This window comes from Microvirga sp. 17 mud 1-3, from assembly GCF_003151255.1.
GTDB lineage: Bacteria > Pseudomonadota > Alphaproteobacteria > Rhizobiales > Beijerinckiaceae > Microvirga.
This window is the reverse complement of record NZ_CP029481.1, coordinates 1832568-1847611: the sequence shown is the minus strand read 5'-3', so window position 1 is coordinate 1847611 and position 15044 is coordinate 1832568. Positions and strand designations below refer to the sequence as shown.

General features: G+C 57.9%; 12 protein-coding genes. 8 read left to right on the top strand and 4 right to left on the bottom strand.

Translation table 11 applies throughout. The features are described from left to right. Positions 1-445: 445 nt before the first annotated feature. Positions 446-1297 (bottom strand): hypothetical protein, encoded by an 852-nt coding sequence (locus tag C4E04_RS08755; protein ID WP_162559333.1) that lies wholly within the window; start codon positions 1295-1297, stop codon positions 446-448. A gap of 331 nt (positions 1298-1628) precedes the next feature. Between C4E04_RS08755 and C4E04_RS08750 the strand changes: the two genes are divergently transcribed. Both C4E04_RS08750 and C4E04_RS08745 read left to right on the top strand, forming a co-directional pair. Beyond that, the gene (locus C4E04_RS08750; RefSeq protein WP_109596766.1) at positions 1629-1910 is read left to right on the top strand and encodes a hypothetical protein; all 282 of its coding nucleotides are present in this window, start codon (positions 1629-1631) and stop codon (positions 1908-1910) included. A gap of 112 nt (positions 1911-2022) precedes the next feature. Then, the gene (locus C4E04_RS08745) at positions 2023-2370 is read left to right on the top strand and encodes an integration host factor subunit beta (RefSeq protein ID WP_109596764.1); all 348 of its coding nucleotides are present in this window, start codon (positions 2023-2025) and stop codon (positions 2368-2370) included. Here the strand turns inward: C4E04_RS08745 and C4E04_RS08740 are convergent. From C4E04_RS08740 to C4E04_RS08730, 3 genes are read right to left on the bottom strand one after another with little or no spacing between them, the layout of a single operon-like run. After that, positions 2348-2980 (bottom strand): hypothetical protein, encoded by a 633-nt coding sequence (locus C4E04_RS08740; protein ID WP_109596762.1) that lies wholly within the window; start codon positions 2978-2980, stop codon positions 2348-2350. The two genes, C4E04_RS08745 and C4E04_RS08740, sit on opposite strands and share 23 nt — an antisense overlap. A gap of 9 nt (positions 2981-2989) precedes the next feature. Beyond that, the gene (locus C4E04_RS08735; RefSeq protein WP_109596760.1) at positions 2990-3193 is read right to left on the bottom strand and encodes a hypothetical protein; all 204 of its coding nucleotides are present in this window, start codon (positions 3191-3193) and stop codon (positions 2990-2992) included. After that, complete coding sequence (locus C4E04_RS08730) at positions 3183-4334, bottom strand: hypothetical protein (protein WP_162559332.1); 1152 nt, start codon at positions 4332-4334, stop codon at positions 3183-3185. The genes C4E04_RS08735 and C4E04_RS08730 overlap by 11 nt, the downstream gene beginning before the upstream one ends. A gap of 175 nt (positions 4335-4509) precedes the next feature. On the opposite strand from C4E04_RS08730, the gene C4E04_RS08725 reads away from it, so the two are divergent. From C4E04_RS08725 to C4E04_RS08700, 6 genes are all read left to right on the top strand, one after another. Next, positions 4510-5586, top strand: coding sequence for a heparin lyase I family protein (locus C4E04_RS08725; protein ID WP_109596756.1), 1077 nt, complete (start codon positions 4510-4512; stop codon positions 5584-5586). 204 nt (positions 5587-5790) lie between these two features. Beyond that, positions 5791-7281 (top strand): class I SAM-dependent DNA methyltransferase, encoded by a 1491-nt coding sequence (locus tag C4E04_RS08720; protein ID WP_109596754.1) that lies wholly within the window; start codon positions 5791-5793, stop codon positions 7279-7281. Then, positions 7271-8533 carry a restriction endonuclease subunit S gene (locus C4E04_RS08715; RefSeq protein ID WP_109596752.1) on the top strand — a complete coding sequence of 421 codons (1263 nt, stop codon included), beginning with the start codon at positions 7271-7273 and terminating at the stop codon, positions 8531-8533. Before C4E04_RS08720 ends, C4E04_RS08715 begins: the two co-directional genes overlap by 11 nt. A gap of 17 nt (positions 8534-8550) precedes the next feature. Beyond that, a complete protein-coding gene (locus C4E04_RS08710; protein ID WP_109596750.1) occupies positions 8551-11565 on the top strand; it encodes a type I restriction endonuclease subunit R in 3015 nt (1004 codons plus the stop codon). A 2-nt stretch (positions 11566-11567) separates the two neighbouring features. Further along, complete coding sequence (locus tag C4E04_RS08705) at positions 11568-12311, top strand: M48 family metallopeptidase (protein ID WP_109596748.1); 744 nt, start codon at positions 11568-11570, stop codon at positions 12309-12311. A gap of 272 nt (positions 12312-12583) precedes the next feature. Next, the gene (locus C4E04_RS08700) at positions 12584-14782 is read left to right on the top strand and encodes an ATP-dependent RecD-like DNA helicase (RefSeq protein WP_109596746.1); all 2199 of its coding nucleotides are present in this window, start codon (positions 12584-12586) and stop codon (positions 14780-14782) included. Positions 14783-15044: the final 262 nt, after the last annotated feature.

The following is a 15044-nucleotide window of genomic DNA, read 5'->3' as shown; positions in this document are numbered from 1 at the left end:
CGCATCAAGCTTTGGAATGTCATTGACCATCGGAGACGCACCTCGCGCTGGTGGTCTGATGTCTCGTTCCGATTGTGGCTGTGCTCCGATGGAAGCATCCGGGGTGTGGTTGCCCTTGGAACGATTACTGAGGGAGAACTCATCGCCGCGCTGAGAGCACGATGGCCTCTTACTTTACGCCGGATCGAACCGGATGCCCTACGCGATGAACTATACGCTGTCGTCCGGCCCGGCAGCATCATGGCAGATGATCCAGGGCACGCCCGGTATCAGCATCGTCAACTGCATGTTCGTCCGCACGGTGCCTGCGTAAGTCAGACGCGATCAGCACCTTTGTGCTCACCAAACCCGTTCGATGAGCCGATGCCTGTTCTAATCGTGTAGTCAGGTTGGATCTACGAAGGCGGTATGGATGAAATTCAGAGGAAAATCAGCCCTCACGCGATCAGCGATCCAGAATCGTGAAGGTCTTGGTCCCGGTTGGGCAACACCGAGGTTCGCCCGGCTTCAGAACCGTGGTCGTTACTGAGATGCGTCCTGGCACGAACTGCACATCGCGGGGGTCTTGCCCGAAGATATCGTTGCTGGCGTCCCGAGCGAGTTCATAAGCTCCATTCCGGTCACGCCAGACCCAAACTGAAAGACCCATTCCATTGGCCCCTTCAATCGGGCTGTAAACGAAAGAGATCGCATCCTTCGTTCCTTGGCCCGTCAGATCGCCATAGAACACATTCACCTGATCCGGCTCTTGTAGCTCTTCTCGTTTGATCTGAGCCCGTATGGCTCCGGCAGCCGGGCCGCTCAGTCCTGGGATGGATGGAGTACTGACTGCACCCGCACTCCCATGACCTGCATTGTCACAGGCACGATCAGCAGTCCTGCGAGCCTCCTCATTCGTCCGTTCACGTCCCAAGGGTCGGGCAGGTTTGTCCAGCGAAGTTACAACGAGGCGTGATCCCTTGTCGGTACTGACCCGCGCGATCACGGCACACGGTTTGCCATTGCGGAGCCGCCACTCGATCTTGTCACCGAATACCTTGCCATTGCCGCCCACGTTGATCGCGGCTTCGGCACTCGGGCTGTCCTCGTCTTTATCTACAATGATGCGAGCAATGCCTTCGAGGTAAAACAACGTCACCATTCTTCCGTTCGGGCCTTTGCATTCACGGAAAAAATGATCCCAGTTGGTATCGTGTACCTTACACTTGGTAGCATCGGTGTAGACCGAGGTTGTTTCCGCGAAGGCAGTGCTGGCTGGAAGCACCAGCGCAACAAGGGTCAGAGCCGCGATCCACATTGGTATTTGAGCGCCTATGTTAATGAGCAGGATTTGGCTCGTGTCTCTACCGCCACGTTACGAAATCGGCGATGCGCGATAGGAGTGTCCGGATCAGAATTGCTACTGTTTCCACAGTCATTTTCCGCCGTCTGTCTGTAGCTCCATTGTCGCTTGATTAGTACTGGATCTCCTCAGCGATCTGATAGGAAAACTCCGATCTAACTTCTTTCGCAGCCCTGTAGTCCCACTTGAGGATTGATAGTAGAAACTTTACCTAAAGCAGGGGCGTTTCTGGAAATCTTTGTCCTTTGTCCCCATATGGGTCGTTTTAAAACCGAAAGGACATAAATTGTTCGAGAAGAAAGACGGCTACACTCCTACGGAAGCGACGCGGGCCTATGATCATCTGGACCGACTTGTAGCCGAGAAGACCATGACTGCGCGACAAGCAGGTGCTCATCGCCGGTACATCGCTGACCGCATCCGGGTCGTGTTGAAGCCATCGTACACTGCGCGAGCCGCACAGCGGGCCAAGACTGAGATCGTGAAACTCACGGAAGCCGGGACAATCACCATGAAGTCTGCTGCGGCCTACCGGGCGCATATTACGAAGCGCACCCAAGCGGCTTGATCTCCTCGCGACAGGGCGGCTTCAACGCCGCCCTTATTCCCATCTGTTGACGGCCTCACGGCCCTCTGGCAGCCTTTGGAAAACGGTAACACATCAAGGGCTTACGCCAAGAATGATCAAATCCGAACTCGTTCAAAGGCTTTGTGAGCAGAATCCTCACATGTACCAGCGTGATATCGAGAAGGTTGTGAATGCGATCCTCGATACTATTACTGATGCCTTGGCTCAGGGTGGCAGGTCCGAGATTCGCGGCTTCGGCAGTTTTGCGGTGAGGAAGCGGGGTGCCCGCACGGGACGAAATCCGCGCACGGGGGAAGTCGTTTCCATCTCCGAAAAGGCAGTCCCAGTCTTCAAGACGGGGAAGGAAATGCGTCGCCGTCTCAATCCCGCGCCACAAAAGCGTGGTGGGAAGAGAAGCGAAGGAAGTGCTGTTGACGCTAGGAGCCACGCAGACGCCTGATCTCGTCGAAGATCGCTTCGGTCTCCTTGAACCGGCGTTCGGCCTCCTCGCGCATATGTGCAGGATAATTATCCGGATGGAGGATCACACGGAATGATTTTCTGGCAGCGGCTAAGACATGGTTTGGACAGTGCTCGTGAAGTCCAACCTTTCGATACAAAGGGTTCGAAGGCTCATTAACGCGGTGCTGAACAGCATTCTGAGCCCGAGCACGGGAGCGTTCTTCTATTAGCACGGAAATAAGTGAAATCGCCGCGTCGCGCTCGTCCTTCATCCGACCAAGAGCGCCGAAAAGGAGCGCAACCACGTCATCAGCGGTGTGGTGGTCCCCGATGAGGAACTTGTCATAGCTTGAGTCACTGGCCTTCGCGGCCCACTTATTGATGGCTTTGTCGCCCCTCTCGAACAGGTTTTCGACACCCTCGCCTCTCTCATCCGAGCCCCTGCGGCTTTGGCTCGCTTGAGCCTGCTCCTCGCGTTGCCGCTTCTCACGTTCCCGACGCTGCCGAAAGACCTCTTCACGACGGGCTTGATAAGATGCCTTGCGCGTATCTTCTTCTTGGTCCCTGCCTTGGTTCTGCTTCGACGACAAATGCGGGTGGATGCTCATGGACAAGTCTCACGGGCGGAAAATGAGGCTAGCCAATAGGTTGCCCTTCGCGAGCAATCGCCCTGAAGCGTCACGAGTCTCGTCGAGACGCTTGTCATAATAGCCAAGCCAGCGCCCTGAAGCATCACGAGCGTCGATCCGGCCCGACACACCATTGTCCTCGAACCAGCCCATTAGCTTCCCGTGCCGATCCCGAATATTCTCACGCGGCATGCTCTGTCTCCGCGATCTCCTGTTCAAGCACGTCGAGATCGTCCTCAGTTTCGTCAAAGCCGAGATTTCGCCCGACCCCGCCCCAGGCTCCAAGGAGACTTAGGACGCCGCTGGTGCGCGGATACGCTCCAGGCGACAAGGCCGGAATACCAAGGCCCTCAAGTTTCCTGCGCAATGCGGCGGCTGCCGCAGGATCGACGTATCCGTTGCTCCGGGCATAGATCTCCGTCAGGACCCAGCCACCATTGGTGAGACGGTGGCACTGAGCCACCAAGCCGGGCGGGTGCCTCCACTCCAGCAAAATCTCGGCCCCTTGCGCGAGAAAGACGATGCGGCTCGCACTACAATTGCGAAAACGCCGTCCGAGCGAGGCCATGGCATCACCAGACCGCATAACCAAGAGATCGGGATCGTTGTCGGGGATGGGCAGGCATACAGGAGGCCGGTCCACCTTCTCCAACCAGCGGCTGATCAGGGTTCCCAGATCAGTTTTCGGTCCCAGATCCTCAATGGACTGACGGATGGCTTCGTCGGTGGCCGAAGAGACTGTTCCCCGGATCAAAGCCAAAGCGCTGTTGGCGCTATCCGCTTGGGACCGGCTATGAAGGCGCTTCAGAACGTTTGCATGGACGAGCACCGGATCGAGCCGGTGGATGATCTCGATTTGCGTAGCCGTGATTGCGCCGCCATGCTGGCAGAGTACATCCCGCCGCATCCGGTGACGAGGATCGGAAAAGGTCTCGATCAGGCGGGAGTACAGATCCGGATCACGCAGCGGATCGTCTCCGATGCGATGGAGCACGCCCACCAATCCATCGGGCACTGCGCCACAGACACCCCGTATAATCTCCCGTGCCCGCTTGGTGGTCATCAACGTGCAGGCAATATGCCTCTGGAGGACCCGATGATGCCTCTCCGAAGAGGTGGACGAGGCATAGTCCAAACGCAAAGCAAGCTTCTCAAGGCCATCGCGGGCCAGCACTGCAAGGGTCAGAAAGATTGCCTGCCGCCGAACGGGAGACGCGTAGAAGGCAGAGGCCAGGAACCCCGGGCAGGCAAGATCGAGTTCGATGGCGATCTCCAACGGCCAACCGGCAAAGGAGCGAGGACGGAACACTTTTCGCGCGACGAGTGCACTCAATGGCAGGCTCCATGATCGTTGCAGTTCGACTAAGCGTCTCATGGAAACTGAATCTGTCTACTATTATCTGCACCGCCGCTGCCCTCGCGCGATCCGGCGAACCTAAGTCATTATTAAATAATCGCTTTCGGGCTACCAAAACCGGATAACTTGCCGAGTTTCCAAGTGGCTGAGCATGATTACCCTGACAGTCCCTTCCAATAATGGTTGGCTGGTCATGGCACACTATCAGCGCAGTTTTCAGACGTTCTCCTGCTTCGCAGCTATGATCGGAGCATCGCTTCTGGCGGCTCCAGCATACTCACAAACGATACGGGATGACTTCACAGGCTCGACAATCTCAACCGAGAACTGGTTCGTGTGCCAGCGAGACGAAAACGAGTTCAAGATCACAGCCGCGCCGGGCCAGCCGTTTCGTGGGGTTCGCACTCTCGTCCATCCCCGGACAGACCAACTGACCAGCGAAAAGTTTGCCCATTCCGGTTGTCGCACGCCCGGCGGCCCTTACCAGCCGGGCAAAGACGAGCGAGCAGAACTTTGGGAAGCCGATGATATCTCTCAAGAGATCGGAACCGACGTGTGGTACCGGTTTTCGATGTACATCGACCCAGCCATTCGTCAAACGAGCCCGCGTCTTGTGATTGGCCAGTGGAAGCAACCGGGCGGCTTCAGCCCTATTGTCGCACAGCGCTTCGATGGCCGCTCCTTCAAGATCACTATCCAACAGGATAACGACACCCCCAGCCATCCTGACGATCTCGAATGTCGGATTTGGGTGGCCGTAGACGGGAACAGTAAGATCCCGGTCGGTTCGTCGGTGGGCCATTCCAACACAGCCATAGCGCTCAAGACAAAGCGCCCTGAAGTGAGCGGTCCAATCCTTCCATCGATGGATATCGATGTGGACGACGGATTACCCGACATTACCTCCAAATCAACAATAAAACAGAGTTGCAAAGCTGGTTTGAAGATTGAAACCTTCGGCAAGCTCCCAGGTGCATTCAACCGTTGGACTGAGATGGTCTATCACATTAGAGCTAAGCCCAACAAAAATGGATTGCTTGAAGTTTGGGCTGATGGGAAGCCCATTGTCCGAGTCACTGGCCGGATCGGCTATCGCACCGCTCCAGGCATAAGCCGGCAATATTTTAAGTTCGGCCCCTATCGCAATCGCGAACCTTATGACGCTTATGCGATGATAGCGACGTACCGGCGCGGTTCGAAGCAGGTCGAGGTCCAAAAATCTCCGTAGCCGCAACGACAAACGTGGCAACACAATATAAATTGTTTGAGAATAGAGAGGATTTAACCTAAAGCCTTGAGCGGGCCAAGCTACCTTGGTCTTTGACTATTCCCTGGGCGATCACGCCATGAGGCGAAATTGCCTGTATTCAGACACTGTTAGAGCACTGGCTGATAGACTGCCCAAAAATCTCTCATAGAGGTGGGGCATTTGATGGGAATCTTGACGCTCAGCCAGCTAGAGGCTCACCTTTGGAAAGCCGCTGACATCCTTCGGGGCGCCATCGATGCCTCTGATTATAAACATTATATCTTTGGCCTCCTGTTCTATAAGCGCCTCTGTGACGTATGGCAGGAAGAGTATGAAGAGCGGCTGAGGAAGTATGGCAATGCCGACCTCGCTGCCGATCCGGACGAACATCGGTTCGATATCCCCAAAGGACATTTCTGGGCGGATGTTCGCAAGCACACCACCAATATCGGCGAGCACCTCAACGCCGCCTTCCGGGCGGTTGAAGATGCGAACCTGCGCCTTCGAGGCGTATTCCAGGATGTAGACTTCAACAATAAGGAGCGCTTCCCGGATGCAACCCTGGAAAAGCTGCTCCAGCACTTTGAGACCTACCGCCTCCGGAACTCGGACGTGGAGCCGGATGTTCTCGGGCAAGCCTATGAGTATCTGATCGCCCAGTTCGCTGATGATGCGGGCAAGAAGGGTGGCGAGTATTACACCCCAAAAATGGTCGTCAGGCTGATCGTGGAATGCCTGCGGCCTGAAGAGAACATGTCGATCTACGATCCAACATGTGGCTCGGGCGGCATGCTGCTGGAGGCGGTGCATTTCCTGGAGCGGCAGGGCAAGAACCCCAAGAGCCTGTCCCTGTTCGGCCAGGAGCGGAACCTCAACACCTGGGCAATCTGCCAGATGAACCTGTTTCTCCACGATATCGACGATGCGTCCATTGCCCGTGGGGACACCCTGCTCGACCCCAAGCATCTGACTGGCGACGGCACCAAGGCCATCCGCACGTTCGACCGGGTTCTCGCCAATCCGCCGTTCTCGCTGAAAGAGTGGGGCCACGACACCTGGAGCAAGGGCGATCCCTTCGGGCGCGACCGGTTCGGCTGTCCGCCCAAATCTTATGGCGACCTCGCCTTCGTCCAGCACATGGTCGCCAGCCTCAAGTCGGACGGAATGCTCGGCGTGGTCCTCCCGCACGGCGTCCTGTTTCGGGGCGGGGCGGAAGGGCGCATTCGCGAGGGACTGCTGAAGGAGGACCTGATCGAGGCGGTGATCGGCCTTGCCCCGAACCTGTTCTACGGCGCGGGCATTCCGGCCTGCATCCTCATCGTCCGCAAGAACAAGCCCGCCGCGCGGAAGGGCAAGGTGCTGTTCATCAACGGCGTCGAGCACTTCGTGGAGGGCAAGGCCCAGAACCATCTGTCGGATGAGAATGTCGCCGCACTGGCGAAGGCGTTCCACGATTACACGGATGTGGACCGTCTGGCTCGCGTGGTGCCGATCTCTGAGATCACCGCGAACGACCACAACCTCAATATCAGCCGGTACGTCCACGTCGGCGAGGAGGTGGAGGACCTTGACGTGGCTGAGGAGGTCGAGATGCTCCTTGAACTTCAGGCGCAGCGGGATGCCGCCGAGGCCAAGATGATGGGCTACCTGAGGGAGCTTGGGTATGTCGCGTGATCATTGGACGAGGCTCCCTTTCTCTAAAGCAGTCGAAATTAATCCGAAGAGAGCGGTAAAGAAGGGGGAGAAAGTTCCCTTTGTCGAAATGGCGGCACTGTCAACGTCTGGCTCGAAAATCCAGTATCTTGAACAGCGAGTAATAGCGAGCGGCGGCTCGCGCTTTCAGAATGGCGACACGCTTTTCGCCCGTATCACGCCCTGTGCAGAGAACGGAAAGATTGGATTCGTAGACTGCCTGCCGCCGGGTCGGGCTGGGGCAGGTTCGACTGAATTCATTGTTTTTGGCCCGCGGAATGGGGTTACCGAACCTAAATTCGTCTACCACCTAGCCCGAAGCAAGATCGTCAGGGAACCTGCCCTTGGCAGCATGATGGGTACAACCGGGCGACAGAGAGTGCCTAACTCGGTGTTTGATGAGATCGAAGTCCCGCTGCCCCCTCTCTCCGAGCAGCGCCGCATCGCGGAAATCCTCTCCAGCGTGGACGAGGCCATTCACGCGACGCAGGCAGTCATCGAGCAGACGCGCAAGGTCAAGCAGGGTGCCCTAAATCGCCTACTGACCAAAGGCATGGGTCATACTCGGTTCAAGCAGACAGAGATTGGGGAGATACCGGATGGCTGGAGTTTGACGCCATTAGCAGCCATCAGCGCCGGAAAACCTAAAAGCGGGAAGTCGCCGAGCACATCAGGTAGTCCGACCGACATTGTGAGTTTCTCCATTGCGGCTGTCAGAGATGGTGAGGTAACGTTCAAGGGAAATCTGAAATATGTAGATATCTCACCAAGTGATGCCCAACCATACATGGTCCGCCGTGGCGATATCCTTGTGGTCCGAGGGAATGCAAATCCAGACATTGTTGGAAGCTGTGGTGTCGTGGAAGAGCACCCGGCAAATTGCATTTATCCAGACCTTTTGATCCGAATCTCACCCGAAGCACAAGTATGCCATCCAGATTTCTTAGCTCTTGTCTGGAATAGTGATTTTTGCCGGAATCAGATTAAGTCAAAGGCCAAGTCAACAAACGGGACCTACAAAATTAACCAGCAGGATATTTCGTCCATTCTGCTTCCATTACCTCCTCTCGAAGAGCAAAAGCTGATCATCCAGCAAATCAACGCCTTGCAGGTATCTTCAAGACTTTCCAAACGCCAATTGGCGCATTTAATCCAAACAAAGACGGCTCTGATGTCCGACCTCCTCACTGGCCGCAAACGGGTCTTAGCCGACCTCCCCATGGCCGCAGAGTAAGAGACGAAGGGCGCGTCATGGCTGGAATGGAATGGCATCTGGCCGAGCAGCCGACCATCGAATGCCTGAATGGCATGGGCTACGCCTTTGTATCGCCTGCTGACCATCCCTCCTTGCGCGACGGCGACAATCAGGTTCTCTTCCGGCCACACCTCATTGCCGCGCTCCAGCGCATCAACGGTGTCTCAGAAGCTGACGCACAGGCGGCTTATGCGGAACTCGCGTCCGTCTCCGGCAACGAGGCATGGCTTTCAATCCTGCGCGGCAATTTCAGCCGCGTGGTGCAGGGCGAGGCCACGCACCGGACGTTGCGAGTTATCGATTTCCTGAATCCTCAGAACAACCTATTCACCGTCACGCACCAGTTCCGGGTCAAGGCCGAGAAGACCCGGGTCGCCGACATGGTGATCCATGTGAACGGCATTCCGCTGGTTGTGATCGAGTGCAAGAGCCCGATCAACGCCAAGGACAAGACCGGCGAAGCGTTCGAGCAGATCAAGCAATACGAGCAGGATATCCCGCGCCTGTTCCTCTCGAACGGCTTCAACATCGTCACGGACGGTACCAACTGCCTCTACGGCTCGACCGGCAGCCCCTCGAAGTTCTGGGCCGAATGGCGCGATCCATGGCCCAAGGCGGAATCGGATTTCCCGGATGCGCTCTCGAAAGGGCTCTGGAGCCTTCTGGAACCATCCCGCCTTCTCGACCTGATCGCCCACTTCATCGTGTTCGAGAAGACCGAGAGCGGCACGATCAAGAAGATGTGCCGCTATCAGCAGTTCCGGGCGGTCAACAAGATCGTCGAGCGGGTGATCGGCAACGAGCATCGGCGCGGCCTGATCTGGCACACGCAAGGATCGGGCAAGTCGCTGACCATGGTGTTCGCAGCCCTCAAGCTGAAGACGCACCTGACCGTCGCCTCGCCTGAACTGACCAACCCCAACATCATGGTGCTGACCGACCGCGTGGACCTGCACGACCAGATCAGCGGCACCTTCGCGGCCTGCGGCCTGCCGAACCCGGTCGCGGTCGAGAGCATTTCCGAGCTTCGCGCCCTCATCGGCAAAGGCACGGACGGTCTGACGATCCTTTCCACCATCTTCAAGTTCCAGGGCTCGCAAGAGCCGATCCCGAATTCAAAGAACTGGATCGTGATGGTGGACGAGTGCCACCGTACCCAGGAAAAGGACCTCGGGGCGTATCTCCGCAAGACCATGCCTGAAGCACGGTTCTTCGGCTTCACCGGCACTCCGATCAAGAAGAACGACAAGGACACCTACGCGAACTTCGGCGTGGTAGGCGAAGGCTACCTCGACAAGTATGGCATAGATGATGCCGTGGCCGATGGCGCGACGGTGCCGATCTACTACACGGGCCGCAAGACAGACTGGCACATTGACGAGGCCAAGATCGACATCCTCTTCGACAACTGGTTCGCGGACCTGCCCGAGGGCAAGCTGGCAGAGGTCAAGAAGCGCGGCGTGAAGATCACCGATCTGGTGAAGCACCCCAAGCGGATTGACTTGATCGCCTACGATCTCTGGACCCACTTCAAGGCATACGCCCGGCCCGATGGATTCAAGGCCCAGATCGTCGCCATCGACCGCGAAGCGGTCATTCTCTACAAACAGGCGCTCGACCGGGTGATTGCCGAGGACCTGATCGCGCAGGGTATTCCAGCCGAGGAGGCCAAGGCCCAGGCGGCGGCCTTGTCGGCCTGCGTCTATTCGGAATCCCAGGAAGACGGGAAGCCGAGCGAGGATGGGCACATCCAGAGCATTCGCGCAGACCTCAAAGCCCAGTATCTCGACCAGAAGGCCGAGACCGCGATCAAGAAGGCATTCAGCGCAAACGGGCAGAATCCAGAATTCCTGATCGTGTGCGACAAGCTCCTGACCGGGTTCGACGCGCCCATCGAATCCGTCATGTACCTGGACAAGCCACTCAAGGAGCACGGCCTGCTCCAGGCCATCGCCCGCACCAACCGGGTGGCGAATGCCCAGAAGAAGAACGGCCTGATCGTCGATTACATCGGCGTCTCGGCCAAGCTGGAGGAGGCTCTCTCCTCCTACCGGGCCGACGACGTGAAGAATGCCATGCAGGACCTCGACGATCTGCGCAATCAGCTTCGCGCGGCTCATGCCGGTGTCATGGCGGTGATGAAGGGCCTGAAGCGGCAGAGCGGCCCGTCCAAGGACGGATTGAAGGCGGAATTCGACCAATTCGCGAACCTCCTCAAGACCGAGGACAAATGGTTCGAGTTTCGCAGTAAGGCACGGGAGTTCATCGGCCTCTATGAAGCCGTGAGCCCCGATCCGAGTGTGCTGGAATTCACCGCCGACCTGAAATGGGTGGCGGCGTTCCTGCAATACGGCACCCAAGTCTTCGAGAAGCGGGAAGCCTTCGACCAGCAGACCTATAGCCGCAAAATCCGGGACATGCTGGCGCAGCACCTCGACGCCACGGGGCTCAGCGTCACGGTGAAGCTGCGTCACATCACCGACCCGGAGTTCTGGGAGGACTTCGAGACCGAGGGCAAGACCGAGAGCGACCTGAAGACGGCGGCGATCCGCAAGACGACCGAACTGCGCAAGGTCGTGACCGAGAAGATGGCGCAGAACCATCACCAATACGCCAAGTTCTCCGACCGGCTGCGGGAGCTTCTGGAGAAGCTCGACGGAGCCCAATTGTCCTGGGCGGACAAGCTTAAGATGGCCGAGGAAATGGCGAAAGACCTGGATGCCGAGGCGAAAGCCCACGAGGGCACCGGCCTGTCAGCGGAAGCCTATGGCATTCTCCAAGTCTTGAAGGCATTCGGGGCTGAAGGGGCTGCCGAGGATTTGGCGATCCGGATCGAGGGACTCTATACCGACGATGCCACCGCTCCGCCGCGATGGCAGGAGAAGGATGGCCTGCGCCGAACCCTGCGCCAGCAGGTTCGGGGTATGGCCCACGAATTCGGCCTGAAGGACCTCAAGGCCATCCCCGAGCACGTGGAAGAATTCGCTCTCAAGCACTTCGCCAAGGTCTGACCATGCCGGTTCTGACGGTCGGCACGACGGAAATCCCTTACACGCTCCGCCGCTCGCAAAAGGCCAGGAGCGCTCGGATTACGGTGACTCCTGAAGCGGTCGAGGTCGTCGTTCCGGAGGCGGCCTCGGATAGTGAGATCACCGAACTGCTGCACCGCCGCCGGGAATGGCTGGTCGAGCAGACCCGCCACATGGCGGATCGCATCGCCGCCACACCGAAGGTTTTCCGGTTCGCCAGCGGGGCCAAGGTTCCCTATCGCGGAAGGCTGATGCGGCTGACGGTCGAGCCTTCGGACGGAACGCTTGTCGAGGTTTCTTTCCGCAACGGGTTCATCATCCGCTGCCCCCGGAGCATTCCGGAAACGTCGCGGGACACACTTATTGAGACCGCCCTGCGCCTGTGGCTGCGCAAGCGCCTTCGCGAGGACGTGATGGCCATCGTCCGGCAGCACGGTGAGCCAAATGGGCTGAAGCCCCGGCGCGTCGAGATCAAGGATCAGAAGCACCTCTGGGGAAGCTGTGGCCAAGATCGGGTGGTAAACCTGAACTGGCACCTGATCTTCGCGCCCAAAGCCGTGCTCGAATATGCCGTCGTCCACGAACTGTGCCACCTGCGCCACCGTACCCACGACCGCGCATTTTGGGGTCTGGTTGGGTCAATCCTGCCAGATTGGGAGGCGAAGAAGGCTTGGTTGGAGCAAAACGAACATTTCCTGACGCTGCAAAGGGTTGAGCCGAATCTATGATCAACTACCGCCCTTGACCGCCATTGTATGAGCGGTCTATGTTGAGAACAAATGATGAACATTTATCCTCTGATTGGGAATTGCGATGCTTGGCGAGTTAAACTTCCACAGCAAAGCTCGGTGGACTGATTTGGCTAGTTCTGCGGTGATCCTCGGAACTCTTGTGCTCGCCACGACACTCCTGGTGGCCGTCTAACGCCATGTTGATCGTTCTCGTCAGCGGCGTTTTCCAGCGATAGAGTTGGAGAAGCTGGAAGCCTCCGGCAGACACCATGAACCTTATGATACGAGCGCCACAGGCAGACCAAAGACCTGTTTTAGAGACCCTCGCAGGTTCGGTGGAGCGCGTCACTTTCCACAATGCCGAGAATGGCTTCGCCGTCCTCAAGGTCCATACGCGGGGCAAACGGGATCTTGTGACAGTCGTCGGGCACACCCCTGCTGTTTCCGCAGGCGAGTGGATCACGGCCAGTGGTATCTGGATCTCTGACCGCACGCATGGGCTCCAGTTTAAGGCTGAGGTCCTCAAGACCACCCCGCCCACCGGGGCAGAGGGGATCGAGAAATACCTCGCCTCGGGTCAGATGCGCGGCATCGGACCGGCCATGGCGAAACGGATCGTTGCGGCCTTTGGCGTCGATACCTTCGAGATCATCGAGGCGAGCCCTGACCGGCTGACGGAGATTTCCGGCATCGGCCCCTGGCGAGCCTCGAAGATTGTGGCGGGCTGGGCCGAGCAGAAGGCAGTGCGGGAGATCATGATCTTTCTGCACGCCCATGGGGTCGGCACGGCGCGGGCCATGCGCATTTTCAAAACCTATGGCTATGAGGCCATCCAGGTCATGACCGAAGATCCGTACCGTTTGGCCAAGGATGTGCGCGGGATCGGGTTCAAGACGGCGGATGCCATTGCGGCCAAGCTCGGAATGGAAAAAACCGCCCCGCAACGTATCCGCGCCGGAATCTCCTTCGCGCTTCAGACTGCAACCGACGAGGGACATTGCGCTCTGCCGGTTGAGGCGCTCACCCGACTGGCCGTGCAATTGCTGGAAGTGGACGGAGCCTTGATCCGAACGGCCATCTTAGACGAGGTATCCAAAGGAGAAGTCGTCTCAGATACCATCGGCGGCGAGGCGTGTCTGTTCCTCAAGGGCCTTCATCTATCTGAACAGGCCATTGCCTCACGGCTAGCCGAACGAGCCTCCGGCCCACCGCCGTGGCCCGAAATCGACCTCGACAAAGCTATTCCCTGGCTGGAGAGCCGTACGGGCAAGACTCTGGCGGCTTCCCAGCGCGAGGCGCTGAAGCTGGTGCTCGGCTCCAAGGTGGCGGTGGTGACCGGCGGCCCCGGCGTCGGCAAGACCACCCTTCTCGATACCATCCTTCGGCTCCTCGTCGCCAAGGGTATCAAAGTCGCGCTGACGGCTCCTACCGGTCGCGCAGCGAAGCGCATGACCGAGCAGACTGGGCTGGAAGCCAAGACCATCCACCGCCTGCTGGAGATCGATCCAAAGCATGGCGGCTTCTCACGCAATGAACAGAATCCGCTCGACTGCGATCTGCTGGTAGTGGACGAGACTTCGATGGTCGATGTGCCGCTGATGAATGCGCTCACCAAGGCCATTCCGAGTCGCTCCAGTCTGCTCCTGGTCGGCGACGTAGACCAGTTGCCTTCTGTTGGACCTGGACAAGTTTTGGCTGACATCATTGCCTCGGATCGTATTCCGGTCGCGCGTCTCACGGAGGTATTCCGGCAGGCGGCGGAAAGTCGGATTGTCGTGAATGCCCACCGGATCAACCACGGTCAGATGCCCGAGCCGCCCAAGTCTGGGGAGGGAAGCGACTTCTATTTCATTGGGATTAACGAACCCGAGCAAGGCGTTGGGAAGATCATAGAGATGGTCAGGGATCGGATTCCCAAACGATTTGGGCTTAATCCGATCAAGGACATCCAAGTGCTCTGTCCCATGAACCGTGGTGTTCTCGGAGCCCGCAATCTCAACATCGAACTCCAGCGTGTTCTCAACCCCGACCCTCCCGCGACGGTCGAACGGTTCGGCTGGCGATTTTCGCCCGGTGACCGGGTGATGGAAACCCAGAACGACTACGACCGGGAAGTTTTCAATGGCGACCTGGGTACAGTGGTGCGGATCGACGACGAGGAGGGGGCGCTAATCGCTTCATTCGACGGGCGAGAGGTCTCATATCCATTTGGCGAACTCGACACCTTGGTGCCCGCCTATGCGACGACGATCCACAAGTCTCAGGGCTCCGAGTACCCTGCTGTCATTATTCCGGTCGTGACACAGCATTACACGATGCTGGCTCGGAATCTGCTCTATACCGGCGTGACCCGTGGCAAGCGGCTCGTTGTAGTTGTCGGCCAGAAGAAGGCTGTGGCTATGGCCGTTCGGGGCGGGACTATCAAGCGGCGCTGGACCAAGCTGCGGGAGTGGCTAGCAGCTTCATGATCGGCCAGAGCGGCTCGCCGCATGGGTTGGATCGCCCCATGCCTCACACCGTAATGGGGCCGTTGATGCTCCGCTCTCCTGTATCAAGCGCCAACTAAAGCACATTAATATACGCCATTATATAACATCTGGAGAAGTGGGGAATTCTTTTCCTTTTTGGGCTATCTAAGATTTTCCTTCGCCAGCCCTTTGGACAATGAATCTCCTATCTCCAACCTCTCTCACTCTCGGCCACGAACTGCGCCGTGCACGGCGCTACCGC

What these genes read in the sequence shown, in the direction of transcription:
- C4E04_RS08755 (WP_162559333.1), bottom strand. Translation starts at nt 1,297, where the DNA reads ATGTGGATCGCGGCTCTGACCCTTGTTGCGCTGGTGCTTCCAGCCAGC.
- C4E04_RS08745 (WP_109596764.1), top strand. Translation starts at nt 2,023, where the DNA reads ATGATCAAATCCGAACTCGTTCAAAGGCTTTGTGAGCAGAATCCTCAC.
- C4E04_RS08740 (WP_109596762.1), bottom strand. Translation starts at nt 2,980, where the DNA reads ATGAGCATCCACCCGCATTTGTCGTCGAAGCAGAACCAAGGCAGGGAC.
- C4E04_RS08735 (WP_109596760.1), bottom strand. Translation starts at nt 3,193, where the DNA reads ATGCCGCGTGAGAATATTCGGGATCGGCACGGGAAGCTAATGGGCTGG.
- C4E04_RS08725 (WP_109596756.1), top strand. Translation starts at nt 4,510, where the DNA reads ATGATTACCCTGACAGTCCCTTCCAATAATGGTTGGCTGGTCATGGCA.
- C4E04_RS08720 (WP_109596754.1), top strand. Translation starts at nt 5,791, where the DNA reads ATGGGAATCTTGACGCTCAGCCAGCTAGAGGCTCACCTTTGGAAAGCC.
- C4E04_RS08715 (WP_109596752.1), top strand. Translation starts at nt 7,271, where the DNA reads ATGTCGCGTGATCATTGGACGAGGCTCCCTTTCTCTAAAGCAGTCGAA.
- C4E04_RS08710 (WP_109596750.1), top strand. Translation starts at nt 8,551, where the DNA reads ATGGCTGGAATGGAATGGCATCTGGCCGAGCAGCCGACCATCGAATGC.
- C4E04_RS08705 (WP_109596748.1), top strand. Translation starts at nt 11,568, where the DNA reads ATGCCGGTTCTGACGGTCGGCACGACGGAAATCCCTTACACGCTCCGC.
- C4E04_RS08700 (WP_109596746.1), top strand. Translation starts at nt 12,584, where the DNA reads ATGAACCTTATGATACGAGCGCCACAGGCAGACCAAAGACCTGTTTTA.